Source organism: Proteocatella sphenisci DSM 23131, assembly GCF_000423525.1.
Lineage (GTDB): Bacteria > Bacillota > Clostridia > Peptostreptococcales > Filifactoraceae > Proteocatella > Proteocatella sphenisci.
This window is the reverse complement of record NZ_AUID01000017.1, coordinates 1-21,131: the sequence shown is the minus strand read 5'-3', so window position 1 is coordinate 21,131 and position 21,131 is coordinate 1. Positions and strand designations below refer to the sequence as shown.

The window sequence follows — 21,131 nt, the reverse complement described above, 5'->3', positions numbered from 1 at the left end:
ATAAATGGAGAAAATTTATGAAAAGTGATATTAAAGATTTGTTCAAATTTCTGGATAATGCGAAATCTATATACCACGTTGCGCAATATTCAAAAAACTATCTTTTAGAAAACTCATTTGAAGAAATAGACCTCAATAAAAAACTGGATTTAAAAACAGGAGGCAGATATTTTTTCTGTAAAAAAGGATCCATATTTGCCTTCAGAATAGATTCTATAGATGATGGTTTTAAAATCATAGGTTCTCATACCGACTCACCTTCAATATCTATAAAAAATAATGCCGTAATAAATCAAGATGATTATATAAAACTAAACACAGAAATATATGGAGGACCTATTTTGGCCACATGGTTTGACAGACCACTTTCACTTGCCGGATGTGTGCATGTCAAGACCGGTAATCCAATGGAGCCAGAAATGAGATTATTAGATTTTGAAAAAGATGTATGCATAATACCAAACCTTGCAATTCATATGAACCGTGAAGTGAATAACGGAGTTAAAATTGACAAGCAGATCCATATGCTTCCAATAATGGGACTAAGCGGTCAAGAAGTAGACAAAGAGAGCCTGCTAAGTTCCATAGCTGCAAATTTAAAGATTGAAAAAGACCAAATATTATCTTATGACCTAAATTTATATGACACACAAAAAGCCAGTCTGGTTGGGATTAATGAAGAAATGATTTCATCTAAGAAAATAGACAATATTTCAATGCTTCAAGCCTCACTAAAAGCCCTGGTTGAAAGTAAAACAGGAAAAGGAATCAAAATAGTTGCTGGATTTGACGGCGAAGAAATAGGAAGTTCAACTCAAAATGGGGCAGATTCAGACATACTAAGTAATATAGGAGAAAGAATCCTACTTTCATTTGGAAGAGGAAGAGAAGATTTTTTACAGTCAATAGAGAAATCATTCATTATATCAGCAGATATGGCACACAGTGTTCATCCTAATTTCAGCGAAAAAAGTGATTTGACAAACAAACCTAAAATGAACAAGGGTATAACAATAAAGCAAAGTGCAAATAAAAAATACACATCAGATTCAAAAGGAACAGGAGTTATAATTTCCTTATGTAAAGATATAGATATAGATTATCAGATTTTTGCTAATCGCTCAGATCAAGCCGGCGGATCAACTATTGGACCGATTTCATCTACGCATTTCCCAATAGATTCAGTAGATATAGGAAATCCTATGCTTTCAATGCACTCAATAAGAGAATTGGCAGGAACCAAAGACCACTTTGATATAATAAAACTATTTAAACACTTTTATTCCCTGTAATGTTCGGGTTAAATCGAAGTATAAAAAAAAATAATAAATCATAAAAAGATATTTAATTCTTGTAAGATATGTAGTATAATGATTTAGAATTAATTCGTGGAGGAGAAATGCAGAACATTTTAGATGAATTTTTACAAAATAGTTTCGATATAAGAAAAGATATTATAGATGAAACAAATAAGATTGAAGATGAATTAAATCCAATATTTTTGCAAATCGATAAAATAAAAGAATACAACAGTTTAAAAGTGCTTGATGCAATGAGAAAATCAAGATTAAGCGATACTCATTTTTCCTGGAACACAGGATACGGATACAACGATGCAGGAAGAGAAAAGACAGAAGAAATATTTACTAATATATTCAAATCCGAAGATTCAATAGTAAGGCCAACCATTGTCAATGGGACACATGCCCTTACACTTTGCCTTCAGGGAATTCTCAAAAGCGGATTTGAATTAATTTCAATTTCATCAAAGCCTTATGATACATTAGACCAGGTAATTGGCATATCAGATTCTTACCATTCACTTAAAGGTCAGGGTGTTATATACAAGCAGATAGATTTGCTTGAAAATGGAGATTTTGACTACCCTCAAATTGAAGAGGCCATAAAATCATCCAAATTGAAAAAAATGGTCTATATACAGCGTTCAAAAGGATATAGCAGACGTAAGTCCATTATGATAGATGACATTGAAAAAGTAGTGAAATTTGTAAAATCCATAGATCCAGAAGCCATAGTTATGGTGGATAACTGCTATGGTGAATTTATTGAAACCAGAGAACCAATCGAAGCAGGAGCAGATGTAATAGCAGGTTCTTTAATCAAAAACCCAGGAGGCGGCCTTGCTATTGCAGGCGGCTATATATGTGGGCGAAGAGATTTGATTGATATAATTGCACAAAGAATGACTTCACCCGGAATTGGCAAAGAATGCGGACTTACTTTTGGAACTACAAGAACACTCTTGCAAGGATTGTTTCTGGCGCCAATGATCGTTTCAAATGCAAAAAAAGGAGCAGTTTTTTGTGCAAAACTGTTTGAACATTATGGTTACGATACGTTTCCACTATTTTCAGATGAAAGAAGCGATATAATCCAGTCAGTAGGACTTAAGAGCAAAGAAGAAATAGTGAATTTTTGCAAAGGAATACAAAAAGCAGCTCCAGTTGATTCTTTTGTCACCCCAGAGCCCTGGGCAATGCCAGGTTATGATTCAGAAGTAATTATGGCAGCAGGTGCCTTTATTCAAGGGTCTTCAATAGAACTGAGCGCAGATGCTCCTATTAAAGAGCCATATACAGTATATTTTCAAGGTGGTCTCACATACGAACATTCAAAAATAGGTGCTCAAATGGCACTAAATGAAATATTAAAATAGTATTATTGGTCGATAAAGTTCAGAAAGGGTTATTTATGAATTTAGAAAAAGTGAATTTAAGCGGGCTTGTTTTTAAAATTGAAAAAAAAGGTCGTTCAGTCGAAACCGTTACAGAAATATTAAAAAGTCACCCAGAAATTCAATTTGTATCTTATGTAGGAGTTGATTTTGGTGGAAATGGAACAGATGAGAGAATTCCTGTAAGTTTATTTCTTGGAGATATGGACAAACAGCTAAAACTTGGAGTTCAGACAGACGGATCCAGTGTAGTTTTGCATGGAATAGCAACTTTGAACAATGCCAAAGTTATAATACTTCCAGACAGAGACGTAGACTGGTATATCGATTACAACTACAATAATATGCATCATAACGGTAAATTTGTTGGAACACTTATAATCCCATCATTTCTGATACACGACAATAAAATGGTATGTTCAAGATCGTTATTAAAAAAATCAGCAGAGCGATTTAAGCGCGAAGCCATAAAATATGTAAATTTGAAACCGGGATTTAAAGAAGAGGTTGGTATTCATGAAAATGAAAACATAGAAGAAATAGTGCTTACCTCAGCTACAGAACTTGAATTTTGGGTAAAAACTCCAGAAGACAAAGCCGATGAAGAAAAACTTTCCGCATCACAGATGCTTAAAGAACAATACTGGAAAAGAACCGACGGCAGTGTAAGAAGTGCACTTGAAAAAACGCTTGAAATAATGGAATACTATGGATTTGAACCAGAAATGGGCCATAAAGAAGTAGGCGGTATAAAATCCAAAATCAGCGTAACTGGTAAATTAAACCACGTAATGGAGCAACTCGAAATCGACTGGAAATACAGCACCGAAATGCATGCTGCAGATATAGAAGTTATAGTAAGGCACTTGATAAAAGATATTTTCCATAAATACGAACTTGAAGTAACATTTAGAGCAAAACCTATTGAAGGCGTTGCCGGAAGCGGAAAACACACACATATAGGAGTTGCTGCAAAGCTCGATTCAGGCAGAAGAATAAATTTATTTACGCATGCCGACCATAAAGGGAACTATGCAAGCAGTTTCGCTATTTCAACTCTGATGGGAATACTAAAAAATTATGAAGTGATAAATCCCTTTGTAGCAAACAGCATAGATTCACTCAACAGACTTAAACCTCATTTTGAAGCACCAATATGTATAGTGTCCTCACTTGGAAAATCAGTGGAAACACCATCGAGAAACAGATCCATACTGATAGGACTCATAAAAGATTTAGAATCTCCGTTTGCCACAAGATTTGAGCTTAGAGCTCCAAATCCACATTGCAACGTGTATCTTATACTGGCAGCTTGTTATCAGGCTATGCTTGATGGGCTTATAAATGCCGGTATGAAAATGACCTTAGACGAACTTATCGAAGAATTTTCAAAAGATTACGGAACAGACGGAAAATATCTGGATAAGTACAGACAATACCGAAGCGAAGAAAACGTCTTTGATTACTTTTCACAAGAAGAAAGAAACCAAAGATTTGGAACCCCTCCAGCAACAGTTTTTGAGAATATAAAAGCACTCGAAGTATATCCAGAAAAACTTGAGGTTTTGAAAGAAGAAAACATATTTACAGATGCAATATTAAATTCATACAAGATGTTTGTAGAGGAAAAATGGATAAATCAGCTTAACTACAGAATTATTGAAGACAATATGGAAATTGTAAGAGAAAGTATGAAAGTTCATAACGAAAATGAAATTTCAGACTTAGATATAGTAAACTGGACAAAAGTTAACTCTCTAAGATGGTCACTTATGAAAGACAGCATTGATAATACTTCTGTATTTACAATGATTAAAGAAGCTATCGATAACGGAGATTATGAAAGAACATCAGAATTACAGCTGGAAATGAATGAAAAAGTATCAGAACTTAAATGCTTATATAACAAATATAAGAAAAATTTATTCTAAAGCTTGATTTTTATTAAACCTTATGTTAGAATATCTAAGTGCTAATAAAGATATTCCAACATGCCGATGTGGCGGAATGGCAGACGCAACGGACTCAAAATCCGTCGCCCTCAAAAGCGTGTGGGTTCGAGTCCCACCATCGGCACCAATAAAGAAGTAGAGTATTGATACAAACAAAACCTCTTGATTTCAAGGGGTTTTGTTGCAGGTGAAAAAATATATATATTATAGAAGAAAATATACAAAATATCAGTTGAAAATTAAAAAGGAGGAATAATTTGAGATTTATTTCATGGAACATCGATTCATTAAATGCAGCATTGACAAGTGATTCTATCAGGGCAGTTCTTACAAGAAAAGTACTTGATACAATTGTTGAGAACGACCCCGATGTAATTGCTTTGCAAGAAACTAAATTAACAGCCACGGGTCCAAGTAAGAAGCATATGGAGCATTTAGCGGAGTGTTTCAAAGGATACTCATATGTATGGAGAAGTTCTCAAGAACCAGCTAGAAAAAGCTATGCGGGGACTATGTTTTTATACAAAGATAAGTATTCTCCAGAAGTTTTTTATCCTGAGATTCAGGCCCCAGATACTATGGATTTAGAAGGAAGAATTATTACTTTGGATTTTGGAGAATTTTATCTTACTCAGGTATATACTCCTAACGCAGGAGATGGTCTAAAAAGACTGGAAGAAAGGCAAGTTTGGGACGAAAAGTATAGTGAATATATTCAGAGTCTAGATAAAGAAAAACCAGTTTTAGCGACAGGAGATTATAATGTAGCCCATAAAGAGATAGATTTGGCAAATCCACAAAATAATCATATGTCTGCAGGTTTTACAGATGAAGAGCGTAAAGGATTTACAAATATATTAAACAAAGGATTTACAGACACTTTCAGACACATTCATGGTGATGTGACAGGTGCCTATACCTGGTGGGCACAAAGGGTGAAAACAAGTAAAATTAATAACTCGGGCTGGAGGATTGATTACTGGTTAGTTAGTGACAGATTGTCTGACAAAGTTGTTAAATCTGAGATGATAGATTCTGGTGAAAGACAAGATCATGCACCGATTTTGTTGGAAATAGATATTTAGGTAGAAAAACGGATTATATAAATACGCGCTATGTACTAAGAAAACAAATAGTATTAAGACAAACAAAAAAGTCCTGAAATTAAGGGCTTTTTTGTTGCCTGGAAATAAAAATATGTATAATTTGAAAAAATTAAGACATATTAAAGATTAAGTGATATAATTTACTCATAAACATATTAGTTAATAAATTATCATAATGGTTTTGTTTAAAATTAATTATTTTATGTGGAGCTTAGCTATATTATACAAAGGGGGTCTATTTTGTGATAGATATAAAGCCGATGAAAATGGTTAAGACTATTTTATGCACATTTGGATTAGTCATGGGCGCAATATTCCCTGTATTCGCAGGTTTTTTTATTACATGGATACCTGAAAGAAAATTAGCATTTTGCATCAGTTGTCTTTTGGCTGGTTATATAGTAGGACTTTTTAGCTTTTACATAGTAAAAACTATTTTATTAAAGATAGAAAATCATTACAAAATTACTCTTTCGGATAAATTAGGGGTAGAGGATATAATTAATGAAGAAAAAGACAATGATTTAATATTAAACATGAAAAGTGATTTTAAAGAACTGATTAACAAGTATGCAGCGCTTATGGAAAGTCAAAGTGAGCATCTTTTGCATCTTTCAATTACGGATTGTTTAACTTCTACCTATAACCACAAATATCTGTATGAATATTTTGAAAAAAAAATTTCAGAAAAAACCAGTTTAATGACTATATTATTTTGTGACATTGACCACTTTAAGAGAATAAATGATACTTATGGACATATTAAAGGTGATTTAGTGCTGCAGGAAGTTGCAAAAATTATTCGTGAATCTACTAATGGAAATGAAGGTGTTTTTAGATATGGTGGAGAAGAATTCGTAATTCTATTAGAGAATTGTTCTGGCGAAGAAGGGTTTGATATCGCTGAAAAAATTCGATTAAAAGTTTGCAGCTCTGATGTAATTAAATCTTATTGTAATTTTGAAATTCTTACAATTAGTATTGGGCTTGCAGTATATCCGTATGATGGAGTACAGATAGATACTCTTATTCATAACGCTGACAGTGCCATGTACCATGTTAAAGAAACTGGAAGAAATCGATGTGAAATTTACAACTCTGAAATAAATAGAAAAATTAATTGATAGAAATTATCAATAATTGCAGCATAGTCAGTGAAAGAAATTTTAATATTTAAAAATAACCATGCAGATGAACATAAAGGCCTCATCTGCATGGTTATTCTTATTTAAAGATATCCATTAAATCTTTATATCCTTCTTTTTCCATATTTTCATAGGGTACAAATCTAAGAGAACTGCCATTTATGCAATATCTAAGCCCTCCGTCTTCTATGGGACCGTCATTAAATACGTGTCCAAGGTGAGACTCTCCACTGTTACTCTTTACTTCTGTTCTGCTCATCCCAAGAGAATTATCCTCTAACTCTTTAATATTTCCTTGTTCAATTGGTTTTGTAAAACTTGGCCATCCACATCCTGCGTCATATTTGTCATCTGATGAAAAAAGTGGTTCCCCAGTAACTATATCAACATAGATTCCTTTTTCTTCAAGTTTATCATACTCATGACTGAAAGGTCTTTCAGTGCTAGCATTTTGAGTAACATCATATTCTTCTTGGCTTAATTTTTGTCTTAGTTCTTCATCGGGAGGCTTTGAATAAGGATTTGTATTACCAAGTGATTGATCTCTTTCAATTCCGGTTTCGGCTTCGCTAAGATCTATGTGGCAATATCCATTTTTGTTTTTCTTTAGATAATCCTGATGATAATCTTCGGCCTTATAAAAGTTTTTCATTGGAATAACTTCTACAACTATGTCTTTTTCATATTTCCTTTGTTCTACTTCTATTACTTTTTTGATCTCTTCTACTTGGCTTTGGTCAACATAGTAAATACCACTTCTATACTGGTCACCTACATCATTTCCCTGCTTGTTTATCGAAGTAGGGTCAACAACTTTAAAATAATAAAGAAGTATATCAGTCAGGTCTATCTTATTGGAATCATACTTTATTTCGACAGTTTCAGCAAAACCTGTGTCTTTATTAATTACGTCTTCATACGTTGGATTTTCAGTGTTTCCGTTTGCATATCCTGAAACTACATCAACAACTCCATTTATCCTTTGAAAATACTCCTCAACGCCCCAAAAGCATCCACCGGCTAAATAAATAGTGTTCACATCTTGTTCGCTGTAATCCTTAGTAAGACTGCTGTTTGAATTTACACGGGACTTATTTTCAAAATTCATAGTTCTAAGTGCTAAAAATGTTACTAAGGTGATAACAACAATTATGATATACTTTGATTTCATATTACACCTCTTTCTATATTGGAAAAGCAAAGCAAAACTAACATCAACTTTATTATATTATACCACAGCACAACACAACATCGACGCGAAATATATATCGTGTTCACGATTAATCCGTTTGAATATATGGTAGATAGATAGTATAAATAATGTATAAATTATATTATTAGTGTTATTTCATGTGAGAGGTAATAGTATGGCTAAATACGAACGACCGGAATATAAGGTGATATTGTCACAACCCCCTTTTGAATTAAGACAGTATGAAGAATTCGTTATTGTTGAGTATAATAATGAGGCTGACCCGGAAATTGTTAATGGTTTTGGAACACTGTTTCGTTACATCTCAAGCGAAAATAAGGAAAAACAAAAAATCAGTATGACAGTTCCGGTTATTCAAGAAATAGAGGGGAATCAGATGAAAATGGCATTTGTTGTTCCCAAAGATTATTGGGAGAATGTCCCTAAACCAGATAGCAAGTGGCTTTCGGTTAAAAAATTCGAAAGTGGTCTGTTTGCAGTGATAAATTACAACGGACGATCAAATAAAAACAAAGAAAAAATCATGAAAAAAGAACTTTCACAGTGGGTTGATTCCAAAGCTTATAAAGTGGTTGCCAATTATATGCTGGCTTTTTACAATCCTCCTTTTACACCACCCATGTTTAGACAAAATGAAATAATGGTTCGTATCGAAAAATAGTAATATTTTGAAGCATCTTAAAGCCCTTGAATGTCAGGGCTTTTTTGTGTCCGAAAACAAGAATAATAAAGTAACTTTTAAAATAACAAAAAATATTGACATTTCAGATTATGCTGTGATACCATAAACATAAAGCAACAAATATGAACAAATATTAACACATCTTACATATGGAGGGAATAAGAAATGTTACTGATAGATAGGCGAAATATGATTGTAGAATATCTTGAAGAATTTGGAAGTGCTAAAGTTGAAGAACTTGCTAAAAAACTAAATGTCACTCCAATGACAGTAAGGAGAGACCTCCAATATTTGGAAGATAACAATATAGCATCTAGAACCTTTGGTGGAGCTATATTAAAATCAGGACTCACTTCAGAAATTCCATATAAAAATAAAATCATAAGTAATAGGGATGAAAAGAAAAAAATCGCAAAATACGCGGCTTCTCTTGTTCAAAACGGACAAATAATTTTCCTGGATTCAGGCACCACCAATATGGAAATTGCAAAGTTGCTTAAATCTAAACAAAATCTGACAATAGTAACAACTGACATCAAAATTGCGGGATTCCTTTCTTTTTCAACAAACTTTAAGATTTTGTGTACTGGCGGATTAGTTCAAAACTCTACAGGTACGTGTTTAGGTTCACACACTATTGAATTTTTAAAAGGGATAAATGTAGATATAAGTTTTATTGGAACTAGTTCTATTACTTTGGAAAATGGGGTAAGTACGCCAACTTTTGAAAAATCAGATGTTAAAAAACAAGCAATAAAATCGGCAAAGAAATCAATATTAGTTGTAGATAACAGTAAATTTGGAAAGGAAAGTTTTGCCAAGATTTGTAATGTGGATGAATTTGATTTGATAATAACTGATATTGGTTTAAATAAAAAAACATATGAAATATTAAACAGTAAAAGTGTAAATATCAAGTTAGTTTAAATATAGGAGGTTTTGTATGGAAAAGATAGTAATTATAGCAGACGACCTAACAGGTGCAAATGCTACATCCGTACTTCTTGCGAGGCGAGGATTTAAGGCGACTACATTTTTAAACCTGGATAAGTATAATGGAGAAGATCATAAGGACCTTGATATTATATCAATAAGTACTGACAGCAGAGGTATAGACAGTAATGAAGCTTATAACAGAGTTGGAAATGTCGTTAATTTTTTTAAAGATGAAGATATAAAACTCTTTGCAAAGAGGATTGACAGTACATTGAGAGGAAATATCGGATCGGAAATTTCAGCTATACTTGATAATTTAACTGATGATACATTAGCAATTATGGTCCCCTCCTTTCCGACATCGGGGAGGATATGCATTGGTGGATATTTGATGGTAAACCAAACTCCTCTTGAGAAGACAGACGTTGCAAAAGATCCAAAGACTCCGATTTTCACATCGTCTGTAGTGAAGTTGATAGGATCACAGACACAAGATAAGTTGGGATTTATTGAGCTGGACAAGGTGTTAAAGGGAATAGAATCAATTAAAAATGCAATAATTGATGAGAAAGAAAAAGGGTCCAGGGTTATAGTAATAGATGCTACAACTGATGATGATATACTAAAAATAGCAAAAGCAGTTAAGTGCACTGGAATTAAGGTTATATCTGTAGATCCAGGACCATTCACAGCTGCACTTGCAGAAGAATTGCTAGAAATTCCGGCCGGCGAACCTGGAAAAAAAGTCATGCTAACGGTAGGAAGTGTATCAAATCTGACAAGAACACAGTTAGATGAAGTGAAATTAAGATATTCACCTCTTTTTGTAAGGGTATCTGCTTCTAATCTTATCTATGATGAAACTCGCAAAGATGAAATAGACAAGGTAGTAGAAAAGATTTTGGAAGATGTATCGGATTATGATGTAATAGGGGTAATAACGACAAGTAAAGAAGATGAAGTCTTAAATCTTAAGGATATAGCAAATGAACTTGAGATATCTGAAGATGAAGTATCCCAAAGGATTTCTGATGGATTAGCAGATATAACCATAGAAATCCTTAAAAAAACAGATTCTTTAATTGGTGGACTTTTCACATCTGGTGGGGATGTAACGGTGGCTGTATGCAAGGCTCTTGGATCAGCAGGAATTGAAGTAAAAGATGAAGTTTTACCGCTTGCTGTTTATGGAAGGATAATAAAAGGAGTTTATGATAATATGCCTATAATTACCAAGGGTGGATTGATTGGTGATGATAAAGCAATAATAAAATGTGTAGATTACCTGTTGACAAAACTATCCAATGAATATCACATTAAAGAGACAAGAATATAAAAATTTAAAATAAGGAGAGATTACAGATGAAGAGACCAATAATAGGAATACCACTTGGAGACCCTGCAGGAGTAGGCCCAGAAATAGTAGTAAAATCTTTAAGTTATGATGAAATATATGAAATATGTAAACCGGTAGTTGTTGGAGACAAGGGAATAATAGAGCAGGCTATGAGGTTTTGTAATATCAATCTTGCAATAAATCTAATAGAGGATCCCAAAGATGGTCTATATACTAAGGGGACAATAGACCTGATAGACTTAAATAATATAGATATCGGTACATTCCAAATGGGTAAGGTACAGGCGGAAGGCGGCAAGGCAGCTTTTGAATATATAAAAACTATAATTGATTTGGCTCTTGAAAAGAAAGTTGATGCTATAGCCACAACTCCAATCAATAAAGAATCATTAAAATCCGCTGGAGTACCATATATTGGTCATACAGAAATACTTGAAGATTTAACAAATACGGATAATCCTCTTACTATGTTCCAGGTTTATGACTTAAGAGTATTCTTTCTTACAAGACATGTATCGTTAAGACAAGCCTGTGAACTTGTTAAAGAAGAATCGGTATACGAATTTATTCTTAGATGCAAAGAGGCACTTAGGGTATTAGGTGTGAACAGCCCTCGGTTGGCGGTTGCAGGACTGAATCCTCACAGTGGAGAAAATGGTTTATTTGGATATGAAGAAGTGAATGAAATAGTACCGGCTATAAAAAGGGCCAGAGAACAAGGCATAGATGTTGTAGGACCAGTTCCAGCAGATTCTGTATTTCATTTTGGATTAAAAGGTAAATACGATGCAGTATTGTCCTTATACCATGATCAAGGGCATATTGCTACAAAGATGGTAGACTTTGAAAGAACTATTTCAATTACGAATAATATGCCATTCTTAAGAACATCAGTAGACCATGGAACTGCATTTGATATTGCAGGAACTGGCGTTGTGTCTGATGTGAGTATGGTTGAAGCCATAAAACTGGCAGCTTTATATGCGAAGAATTTTAATAAATAGTTAGAAGGGAGACATTTACTATGGTAGGGGTTGCAGGTAATCAGATGATTGCAGGTCTCGTGGTTGGGATTTCGCTACTAATCATCCTTATTTTGAAAACAAAGATTCACACATTTCTGGCGCTTATCATTGCGGCGGCAACAACGGGAATAATTGGAGGAATGCCTCCAAATGCAGTGCTGGATGCAATATCTAAAGGATTCGGTGGTACTCTTAGCAGCATAGGTATAATTATCGGATTTGGAGTTATGATGGGTGAGATATTTGAAGCATCAGGAGCGGCTGAAAGAATGGCACAGACATTCATCAAAAAACTTGGAAAAGGAAGGGAAGAAATAGCCCTTGCCATTACTGGATTCTTAGTATCTATTCCGATTTTTTGTGATTCTGGATTTGTTATTCTGGCACCTCTTACAAAAGCTATTTCCAAGAAAACCAAGAAATCAACGGTTACACTTGGAATATCCCTTGCAGCAGGTCTTGTAATCACACACTCACTGGTTCCGCCTACACCTGGTCCAGTTGGGGTTGCTGGATTGTTTGGAGTGAATGTTGGGTCTTTAATTTTATGGGGAATTGTCATGGCAATACCTATGACAACTGCAGCAATAATTTATGCAAAATACATTGGTAAAAAGATATACCAGATTCCATCAGAAGATGGAGAAGGATGGGAAAGGCCACAATATCAAGAACCAGTGTATGACTTAATTGACAGTGAAGGAGATGACAATCTGCCTTCAGTATTTAGAGCATTTGCACCAATTGCGGTTCCAATAATACTTATACTAATAAACACCATAACAGCGGCCATGAAATTAGAAGGATCTTTTATGCCGGCAATAGGATTCTTAGGTTCGCCAGTTATTGCAGTAGGTATTGGACTTATAGTAGCAATCTACGCATTAGCCGGAAAGTATACCAGAGAAGAGACCATAGAACATATGGAAAGAGGTATCAAATCGGCAGGAATAATAATCCTTGTTACAGGTGGTGGAGGAGCACTGGGTATGGTACTTCGTGACAGTGGAGCGGGAGATTATATAGCAAATATAATAGCGCAAACATCAATTCCGCCTATTCTTTTACCATTTGTAATCGCGTCAATAGTAAGACTTATTCAAGGCAGTGGTACGGTTGCAATGATTACGGCAGCTTCAATAACCGCACCAATAATTGCAAATCTTAATGTAAATCCGATATTTGCAGTACTGGCAGCTTGTACAGGATCATTAGTATATTCCTACTTTAATGATAGCTATTTTTGGGTTGTAAACCGTATGCTTGGGATAAAGGATGCAAAAGAGCAGATGCAGGTATGGTCAGTTACTACGACTATTATATGGGCTGTAGGACTGGTAGAATTATTAATATTAAGTGCTATATTCTAAAACAATAAAAACTATCTTTTGGGGATTATTATAACCTGAAAAGATAGTTTTTATTTCTAATTGAAATATTAATATACAACATATTGACAAATATAACAAATAGCAATATAATATAAATAAAATAATCACTAATGATTATAGAAAGATATATATGAGTGGGGTTGGTGTCTATGGTTAAATTTGGAAGTAATCTTAAAAAATATAGAAAAATAAATTGTATAAATCAATTAGCTCTGGCGAATAGAGTTGGCCTTACACAAGGAACAATTGCAAACTACGAAAGTGGAAATAGAATGCCTACTGTGGAAGTTTTGATTAAGATAGCAGAGTCTTTAAATATTTCAGTGGATGAATTATTAGGTTATAAAAAAAAATGCATAAAAAAAAGTGACAGTACGAGTTTTAGTAAAGAGGAATTAATTGACTCGATTACTAATCATTTGCTTTTAAAAGAGGAATATAAATTGGTCAAAGCCGTCCAAAACTATTATAAAGAAAAAAATAATATTTTGCATATATTTACAGATATTATAACACCAGCTATGTATAAAATAGGTGAGCTTTGGGAAAATGGTAAAATATCTGTTGCAGATGAGCATGCATCTACTGAAATGATTAGTCGTATAGTGGATTGGCTGGCAGTTCAAGAAATCAAAGGTGAAAATAAGGACCAGTGCGCTATAAGCATGTCGATTTCTTCTGAACAACACACGCTAGGCATAAAAATGGTTGCTTCATATTTAGATATAATTGGGTATCGGTCAATATATATGGGTAATAATTTGCCAGCAAACGAATTAATTGCAATTATAAAAAAAGAAAAACCAAAAATCCTGGCTTTGTCGGTAACACTCAAGAGTCATCAAGATTCTCTTGTAAATATAATTAAGCTTATACGAGAAATTGATTCATTTTCAAATATAGATATATTAGTGGGAGGACAAGGTATAGATGATGTGAATTTTAGTGAAATGGATAAGGTGCACATAATAAAAAAAATAGAAGAACTGAAAAAATGGAATAGAGGTGATTAAATTGGATTTTTTTGATACAGATGGAATTTATAATGAACAATTTGAAAAAACATATAGATTTATGAAGTCAGGGTTAACGCAAAACACAGAAGAAGATATTTTAACATTAAAAAGCACGATTAAGAACCTGGCTGACTTCCAAGGTCTGGATTGGATTGGTCGTGGAGACTTGTTTTTAGTTAAGAATCAAGCTAGCATTGCTGCGACAGAAACCTTACTCTATGAATTAACTGAAACATGTAAAGATTAAATTTTAAAGCAAAAATCATATGAAATAAGAAAAGGCTCATTAAGTTATTTTATATTAATGAGCCTTTTAAATATTATTTGAACAAATTGGTTGTGTAAACTAATCGATTTACGGGTATTAATGTTAGATAACAATTAATGAATTTACCAGGAGGAAACTATGCTAATAAAATCTTTAATAACGCCGGCAAACATTCTTATAAAATTGTCTACAGAAGACACCGCAGAAAAAGCTATCGAAATAATTGAAAACAATGGATTTTTATCCCTACCAGTATTTAAGGATAACAACTTTTTTGGATTTCTTTCGAAACAATTTATTTATGATCAATTTTTTAAATCAGGCTCGCCTGGTGTTAACAGTTTTTTTCAAAAACCTGTTTCTGATTTCATTACTTCACCTCAGGAAACTGTTAAGGACAATATACATGTTGAGGAAGCAGCAGAGATATTTTTTAAATCAAAAGTAAGATTTCTTCCAGTAGTTGATAGTAATGATAAATTTGTGGGGATACTGACACAAAAAGCTTTGTTTGAAGTTATATTAAAAATATTTGGTTTACAAGATGCAAAAATCGTCATATTATCAAGTGATTTTTCTGGTGTAATAGCAAAAATTGCTGAAATCATACACAAGCAAGGAGCAAATATTACTAATATTGTGCAAATGGATACTGGAGTAATGGGTATACAAGAAATATCAATAAGGTTAGAGGGTAAGAATTTAGAAAAACTTGTTGATAAACTTAAATCGAGCAACATTAATGTTCGAGAGTTTATACCAGCAAAATAAACTTATTTTTATTTAAACGGGAGGTGGGTTTTATGAACAAAATACTAAGCGTTTTTCTTGCGGTTTTCCTTACTTTAGGCGGTAGCTATGTTTCATATGGAGAAACAAATTCTCAGAATATGCAGACTTTTGAGAACATAAACTATAACAAAACGTCATATATAAGAGTTTTTTATAATGGGAATGAACTTGAATTTGATTACAGGCCACAGGCTATTAATGGACGAATTATGGTTCCGGTAAGCGGAATATTTAAACATCTTGGTATCAATGTAAGTTGGGATTCTGCCACAAAAACTGTTAATGCCTGGAATAATGAAACAAACATTTCATTTGTAATAGGAAGTAAAACGGCAATGGTGGATAATCAGGAAAGATATCTTGATGTACCAGCGATGGCCATTAATGGAAAAACAATGGTTCCGGTAAGATTTTTATCAGAAAGTATGGGATATAACATAGTTTGGGTACAAGGTTCTAATATTCTGTTAATGAGTGAAAATACGATTTTAGAATGGAGATACAGTGGCTATGAACAAGTAGCTCCTTACAAGGAATTCGAAACCAAATATATTAACGGAGTGAAAACTCAGGAAGTCAGATATAATGGGAAAAATCATGATGTAAAGTTCTATAATTTGTTTAGCGCTGATGGTAGAGTTGTTCCAGATGTTCCAGAATTCAACATACCTAATTATGGAACTGGTTGGAGGACACAATCTCCTTTTGTTGGGAACACATATTGGGTTGATATAGATATGCTAAAAGGACCATATGCTAACAGCAGGCTTTATGATAACAATGGACTTACTGTAATGAGTATGAGAACTCTAGAAGAATCGGCACATGCAGGTAATTATATAAAGTTAAAAATTAATGACCATTTCTTTGACTTATCGATATGGAATTCAGTTGATGATTCAAAAGATCGTGCTCTGTCAACTATTAATAATCCTGAACTTGTTAAGGGGAGGGTAATTCCAAGTCACGATACCCTTTTTAAAGTTACAGTAAATGACAGATATGATGCAGTAATTAGTTTGGATTCACTTATTTCGCCGATTCTAAATATTAATAAAGAACAAAGCTATGCCATACTACAATCTGATCCTAAATATATGTTTAATTGGGATGATGACGTATGGAACAGACTAAAAGGTGAAAAACCATGGATTGGTATGACAGGTGATATGATTGCTGTACAAAGACTTGCAAAGCCGAGTAAAGTTTCAAAAATCACTACCCAACTTTCGGAGTATGAATTATGGGTATATGAGGGTCAGTATATAGATTCTGTATATTACTTTGATAAAGGTATTCTTACCGCTATGTGGTAGTATTAATTTAAAAATTATAAATTTATATCAATAAGAAAGAGTTTCTGTAGATATGTATCTTGTATTTACAGAAACTCTTTTATTATAATTATTTACATAGTATACATAAAATGATATATTTATAGTAAATAATAAAATTTGGAGGCAAAATGACAAGTAAAGACAATAAGACTATTCCTTTGATATGCGCGATGATATTAATTGGATTTTCGGCGGTAATAATATTACCGGGAAGCAGAGAAGTATTTAAGGTTCTTTCGACGGGACACATGTACATAATGGGATTTATAAAATTTGCACTTCTTGCTACGGTGGGTGAGTGTATAGCAACAAGATTAACTAAAAAGCACTGGATATTACCTAACAGAATCGTGGAGAGAGCAGTTATATGGGGATTAATAGGAGCGGTTTTGGCTTTGATACTTAAGATTTACAGCATGGGGATTGCTTACACAATGGAAAACAACATACTTCCAGGTGGAGAATCTAGATTTTTAAAAGCCTTTTATACCAGCTTGATAATGAATTGCAGTTTTGGTATTGTCATGATGGGATTCCATAAAATGACTGATAAAAATATTGAGTTGAAGTCTAAGGGACTTAAATCTATATCCATATCTGAAATATCAAGGCAAATCGACTGGCCTGGTTTTATAAATTTTACTATTATGAAAACAATTCCATTTTTCTGGATACCGGCGCATACTATAACCTTTATGCTGCCTCCGGAATATCAGATAATAATGGCAGCATACCTTTCAGTTGCTCTTGGAATAATATTAGGACTTATGCCTAAAAGTGCTAATTAACAAAAAAATACTGAATAAAAAAACGCATCTGAGGATAATCTTAGATGCGTTTTTGTCAAATATATTTAATTTAATAATCTTATACAGTTATATGATCTGTCGTCTTTGATTCCCAGGCGCTGCATTCCTTGAGCCTGTTTATAATAGATAGATGTTGTGTGCATTCTTTTTCACATTTTCCGCATTCAATACAGTCATTTGCTCTGCCTACTGTGTTTGCGGTATAGTTATAGTATTCAAGGCCATATACCATATCTATCATTTCTTCATCGGTCTTATTAAACAGATGTTTCTCATTATAAAGAAGCATGTATGCAGGTATGTTTATGTCTTTAGGGCATACTCTGCAGTATCCGCATCCCGTACATATTGAATTAGAGTTTCCGTTAAATCTTTCTTCTATTATCTTAAGGTCTTCTTTTGTAAAAGAAGTCGCACTGTCTGCAATTATACACGCTTCCTCTATGTCTGAGTTGCTACTGAAGCCGACTAGTGAAACTGTTATTTCAGGAGTGGATATATTAAATCTAAGAGCAGCCTGGGTCACAGTTTCTCCTGGTGCAGCAAGAAAAGCAAGTTCTTTTTCGTGATTTGGAATAGTTCCTCCGCTTAGAGGGTTCATAGCGACTACTCCGTAACCGTTTTCATATGCATAATTTGCGCCTTCCCATCTGTAAGGGAAATTTAGTAAATTTATGCCCATTGTTACTCCAGTAAAATTACCGCTTTTTAAAACATCTACAACTTCATTCCCTGGTTGATGAGAAGAAAAACAAATATTATCAATAAGTCCATTCTCTTTGCACCAGACAAGGCCTTCGTACTGGCCATCTTTTTGCATAGACAACTCGTAGTGGTCCATATTTCTAACGCACCATACATGATAAAAATCAATTTTTTCTACACCGAGCCTTTCAATAGATTTTTTAACAGACTCAATTACAAGTTCTTTGCTAGGACATACTTTAGGTTTACTTTTTGTGGACACGAAAAAGTCAGTTTTTCCTTGTGCGATTAATTTTTTAAAAGCTACACCAAGAATTATTTCACTTCTGTCATCGCAATAGCCCGGAGCTGTATCAAAATAATTAATTCCTTTTTCATATGCGTAAAGGACCAACTCTGCATTTTCTTCATCAGTTTTATCAAGATCAAATCTAAGGCCTCCAAAACCAACTACTGAAACCATTTTATCTGTGCCTGGATATTTTATATATTTCATATTTTCCTCCTTGAATTATGTATATAGCTCTTTTATTATATCAAACAAATCTGTCCTGGGCAAATCAATTAAATTATTGACAAGGGGGGCTTTATATTGTATCTTAAAAATAATATGAAATATGAAATTTAACATTTATTGAAAGGAAACATGACTTGAAAAAAACAAGAATAGTTGTAGACCAGGCACTTGATATACCAGAGCATATCGTTGAAAGATACGGTATTAAAGTTATAAATCTTAATGTTACTTTCGCAGATGAACTTGCAAATGATATTTCTAATAAAGAGTTTTATGAGAAAATGAAATTATCTCCAGTTTTACCTAAAACATCATGTCCTTCGCCAGATGCATTTATAGAAGAATATAAGAGAGGGGATATGGATATAATAGTTATTACTTTATCGGATGCTCTTTCTGGGACATATGGTTCTGCAACTTTGGCCAGAGAAATGTATATGACCGAAAGCCCAGAAAAAAAGGTGACAATTATTGATTCGACAAACGGCTCAATTGGATCGGCTCTTCTTGTAATAAAGATTGCAAAACTTGTAGAAGAGGGCAAGGACCTGGATTCAATAATGAAGTATGCAAACAAAGCTGTTACTGAACTCATCCATTACGGAACTTTGGAGACTATTGAAAATGCTGTAAAAGGTGGTAGGATAAGCAAAACCAAAGGATTTGTAGTAAATGCACTTAACCTGAAGCCTATAGTGAAAATAGAGAATACAGTATTTGTTGTGGATAAAGGCAGGGGAACCAGAAATAGTTTAAAAAAGATGGTAGAGCTTGTAGAAAATGATATTTTAAAATATAACAAAAAAGTTACTATACTAGCAATTGCACACTCAAATGATCCTGAGAAAGCTGAAATTGTAAAGAGTATGATGATTGAAAAACATGATTTTGAAGAAATAGTTATTGGGGAAATTGGGCCTATTATAGGTACCTATACTGCTGAAGGTGCTGTGCTTTTATCTGTAATTTAAAATAATATAAATAAACCCAAATTGCAATATTAAATTGAACTAGTTAACTTCAGCGATTTTCTGTTAAGTTAATTAAACTGCATATATGATGTCTAGATGATCTTCAAAAAGTTCATCTGGAGACTTGTAACCAAGTATTTTACGTGGGAGACTGTTGCTCCAATCTTCAATAAATTCAATGTAATTCGTGCTAAAAGAATCAATTCTTTCGCCTTTTTGTATAAATCTTCGAATAAGTCCATTATGACGTTCATTCGTACCCCTCTCAAACGATGAGTACGGATGAGTAAAGTATATTTTAGGACCATTATTTTCTTCTAGATTTGAAAGGGCTGAAAATTCTTGACCATTATCACTGGTAATGGTTTTGAAAACATCATTAAATTTTTCTCCAAACATAAGTTTTATATTGTGAATACCTGAATTGACTGAAGTAGATGTTTTGCTTGGAATTTTAAAAATGATGAATTTTCTAGTCTTTCGCTCCGCGATAGTTAGAAGTACATCGTCATCATTTGTTTTTGAGCCAATAACAGTATCAATTTCCCAGTGGCCAAATTCTTCGCGATTAGCGATATGTTCAGGGCGCTCAGATATACTTCTGCCAAGATTTCTTTTGTTAGCACGAACACGTTTTTTCTTTGTACTTAGTCTTAACTTCATTGGCAGATCTATATTTTTCAAGGTAAGCAAACCCAAATCAATATAGTTATACAAGGTCTTTGTACAAACCATCTTAGACCTATGAAACTTCGAATTTAACTTAGCTTCACCAACACAAGCGTCAACAGACCAAGAATCATTTTTGATTTTTTCGCAGACATAATCAATGAAATCACTGCATATTAGACGTCGGAATTTTGGTCCACAATTCCTTCTATTTTTTTCGTATATAGATTTACCAGCATCTGAAAAATACAGTTCAATTTTTTTGCCGTGTTTTAACTGTGATACAGTCCCTTTACGTATTTCATTGAGGATTGTATTTTGAGCTCTATCGAGCGATTTTGCAATTTTGTAAGGAGACCAGCCCTCTGTAAGTCGAATTTGTATCGAATGTCGTTCGAAGTCATTTAAGTGTTTATGCTTGCGAAAATCTGTGTTATAGTTAGTATAGTCCATAGTGATTATCCTTTCTGACGATGTTTTGTGGTGAAATTATCGTAACACAGAAATGATCACTATGGGTTTTTTTATACAAATTTTCAAACTAG

Annotated in this window: 19 protein-coding genes and 1 tRNA gene; 17 read left to right on the top strand and 3 right to left on the bottom strand. The window is 33.5% G+C overall.

Annotation, left to right across the window (positions count from 1 at the left end; genetic code table 11):
• Positions 1-17 precede the first annotated feature (17 nt).
• The 6 genes from G558_RS0107580 (at position 18) to G558_RS13405 (ending at position 6,877) form a co-directional block, all read left to right on the top strand.
• Positions 18-1,292 carry a M18 family aminopeptidase gene (locus tag G558_RS0107580; RefSeq protein WP_028829637.1) on the top strand — a complete coding sequence of 425 codons (1,275 nt, stop codon included), beginning with the start codon at positions 18-20 and terminating at the stop codon, positions 1,290-1,292.
• A 107-nt stretch (positions 1,293-1,399) separates the two neighbouring features.
• Positions 1,400-2,677, top strand: coding sequence for a methionine gamma-lyase family protein (locus G558_RS0107575; RefSeq protein WP_028829636.1), 1,278 nt, complete (start codon positions 1,400-1,402; stop codon positions 2,675-2,677).
• Positions 2,678-2,712: 35 nt separating this feature from the next.
• The gene (locus G558_RS0107570) at positions 2,713-4,626 is read left to right on the top strand and encodes a glutamine synthetase (RefSeq protein ID WP_028829635.1); all 1,914 of its coding nucleotides are present in this window, start codon (positions 2,713-2,715) and stop codon (positions 4,624-4,626) included.
• A 62-nt stretch (positions 4,627-4,688) separates the two neighbouring features.
• Positions 4,689-4,774, top strand: a tRNA-Leu gene (locus tag G558_RS0107565).
• Between the two features lie 130 nt (positions 4,775-4,904).
• A complete protein-coding gene (locus G558_RS0107560) occupies positions 4,905-5,732 on the top strand; it encodes an exodeoxyribonuclease III (protein ID WP_028829634.1) in 828 nt (275 codons plus the stop codon).
• A gap of 263 nt (positions 5,733-5,995) precedes the next feature.
• Positions 5,996-6,877 (top strand): GGDEF domain-containing protein, encoded by an 882-nt coding sequence (locus G558_RS13405; RefSeq protein ID WP_051188582.1) that lies wholly within the window; start codon positions 5,996-5,998, stop codon positions 6,875-6,877.
• A gap of 100 nt (positions 6,878-6,977) precedes the next feature.
• On the opposite strand, the gene msrB is transcribed toward G558_RS13405, so the two are convergent.
• Positions 6,978-8,069, bottom strand: a complete 1,092-nt coding sequence (gene msrB / locus G558_RS0107550) for a peptide-methionine (R)-S-oxide reductase MsrB (protein WP_028829633.1) — start codon at positions 8,067-8,069, stop codon at positions 6,978-6,980.
• A gap of 196 nt (positions 8,070-8,265) precedes the next feature.
• On the opposite strand from msrB, the gene G558_RS0107545 reads away from it, so the two are divergent.
• From G558_RS0107545 to G558_RS0107500, 10 genes are all read left to right on the top strand, one after another.
• On the top strand, positions 8,266-8,772 hold the full coding sequence (locus G558_RS0107545) for an SOUL family heme-binding protein (protein ID WP_028829632.1): 507 nt from the start codon (positions 8,266-8,268) through the stop codon (positions 8,770-8,772).
• A 186-nt stretch (positions 8,773-8,958) separates the two neighbouring features.
• The gene (locus tag G558_RS0107540) at positions 8,959-9,720 is read left to right on the top strand and encodes a DeoR/GlpR family DNA-binding transcription regulator (RefSeq protein WP_028829631.1); all 762 of its coding nucleotides are present in this window, start codon (positions 8,959-8,961) and stop codon (positions 9,718-9,720) included.
• A gap of 16 nt (positions 9,721-9,736) precedes the next feature.
• On the top strand, positions 9,737-11,065 hold the full coding sequence (locus G558_RS0107535; RefSeq protein WP_028829630.1) for a four-carbon acid sugar kinase family protein: 1,329 nt from the start codon (positions 9,737-9,739) through the stop codon (positions 11,063-11,065).
• A 26-nt stretch (positions 11,066-11,091) separates the two neighbouring features.
• Positions 11,092-12,090 (top strand): 4-hydroxythreonine-4-phosphate dehydrogenase PdxA, encoded by a 999-nt coding sequence (pdxA, locus tag G558_RS0107530; RefSeq protein WP_028829629.1) that lies wholly within the window; start codon positions 11,092-11,094, stop codon positions 12,088-12,090.
• A gap of 20 nt (positions 12,091-12,110) precedes the next feature.
• Complete coding sequence (locus G558_RS0107525; RefSeq protein ID WP_028829628.1) at positions 12,111-13,481, top strand: GntP family permease; 1,371 nt, start codon at positions 12,111-12,113, stop codon at positions 13,479-13,481.
• Positions 13,482-13,651: 170 nt separating this feature from the next.
• On the top strand, positions 13,652-14,515 hold the full coding sequence (locus G558_RS13400) for a B12-binding domain-containing protein (protein ID WP_051188581.1): 864 nt from the start codon (positions 13,652-13,654) through the stop codon (positions 14,513-14,515).
• Position 14,516: 1 nt separating this feature from the next.
• Positions 14,517-14,765, top strand: a complete 249-nt coding sequence (locus tag G558_RS0107515; RefSeq protein ID WP_028829627.1) for a hypothetical protein — start codon at positions 14,517-14,519, stop codon at positions 14,763-14,765.
• Positions 14,766-14,924: 159 nt separating this feature from the next.
• Positions 14,925-15,557, top strand: a complete 633-nt coding sequence (locus tag G558_RS0107510) for a CBS domain-containing protein (protein ID WP_028829626.1) — start codon at positions 14,925-14,927, stop codon at positions 15,555-15,557.
• 32 nt (positions 15,558-15,589) lie between these two features.
• Positions 15,590-16,894, top strand: coding sequence for a copper amine oxidase N-terminal domain-containing protein (locus G558_RS13395; RefSeq protein ID WP_051188580.1), 1,305 nt, complete (start codon positions 15,590-15,592; stop codon positions 16,892-16,894).
• Between the two features lie 149 nt (positions 16,895-17,043).
• Positions 17,044-17,703: a hypothetical protein gene (locus G558_RS0107500; protein WP_084502850.1), complete on the top strand. Its 660-nt coding sequence runs from the start codon at positions 17,044-17,046 to the stop codon at positions 17,701-17,703.
• A gap of 79 nt (positions 17,704-17,782) precedes the next feature.
• Here the strand turns inward: G558_RS0107500 and G558_RS0107495 are convergent, their stop codons facing one another.
• Positions 17,783-18,925 (bottom strand): aldo/keto reductase, encoded by a 1,143-nt coding sequence (locus G558_RS0107495; protein WP_028829624.1) that lies wholly within the window; start codon positions 18,923-18,925, stop codon positions 17,783-17,785.
• A 155-nt stretch (positions 18,926-19,080) separates the two neighbouring features.
• Between G558_RS0107495 and G558_RS0107490 the strand changes: the two genes are divergently transcribed.
• Positions 19,081-19,917: a DegV family protein gene (locus tag G558_RS0107490; protein ID WP_028829623.1), complete on the top strand. Its 837-nt coding sequence runs from the start codon at positions 19,081-19,083 to the stop codon at positions 19,915-19,917.
• A 72-nt stretch (positions 19,918-19,989) separates the two neighbouring features.
• On the opposite strand, the gene G558_RS0107485 is transcribed toward G558_RS0107490, so the two are convergent.
• Positions 19,990-21,039 carry an IS30 family transposase gene (locus tag G558_RS0107485; RefSeq protein WP_028829507.1) on the bottom strand — a complete coding sequence of 350 codons (1,050 nt, stop codon included), beginning with the start codon at positions 21,037-21,039 and terminating at the stop codon, positions 19,990-19,992.
• Positions 21,040-21,131: the final 92 nt, after the last annotated feature.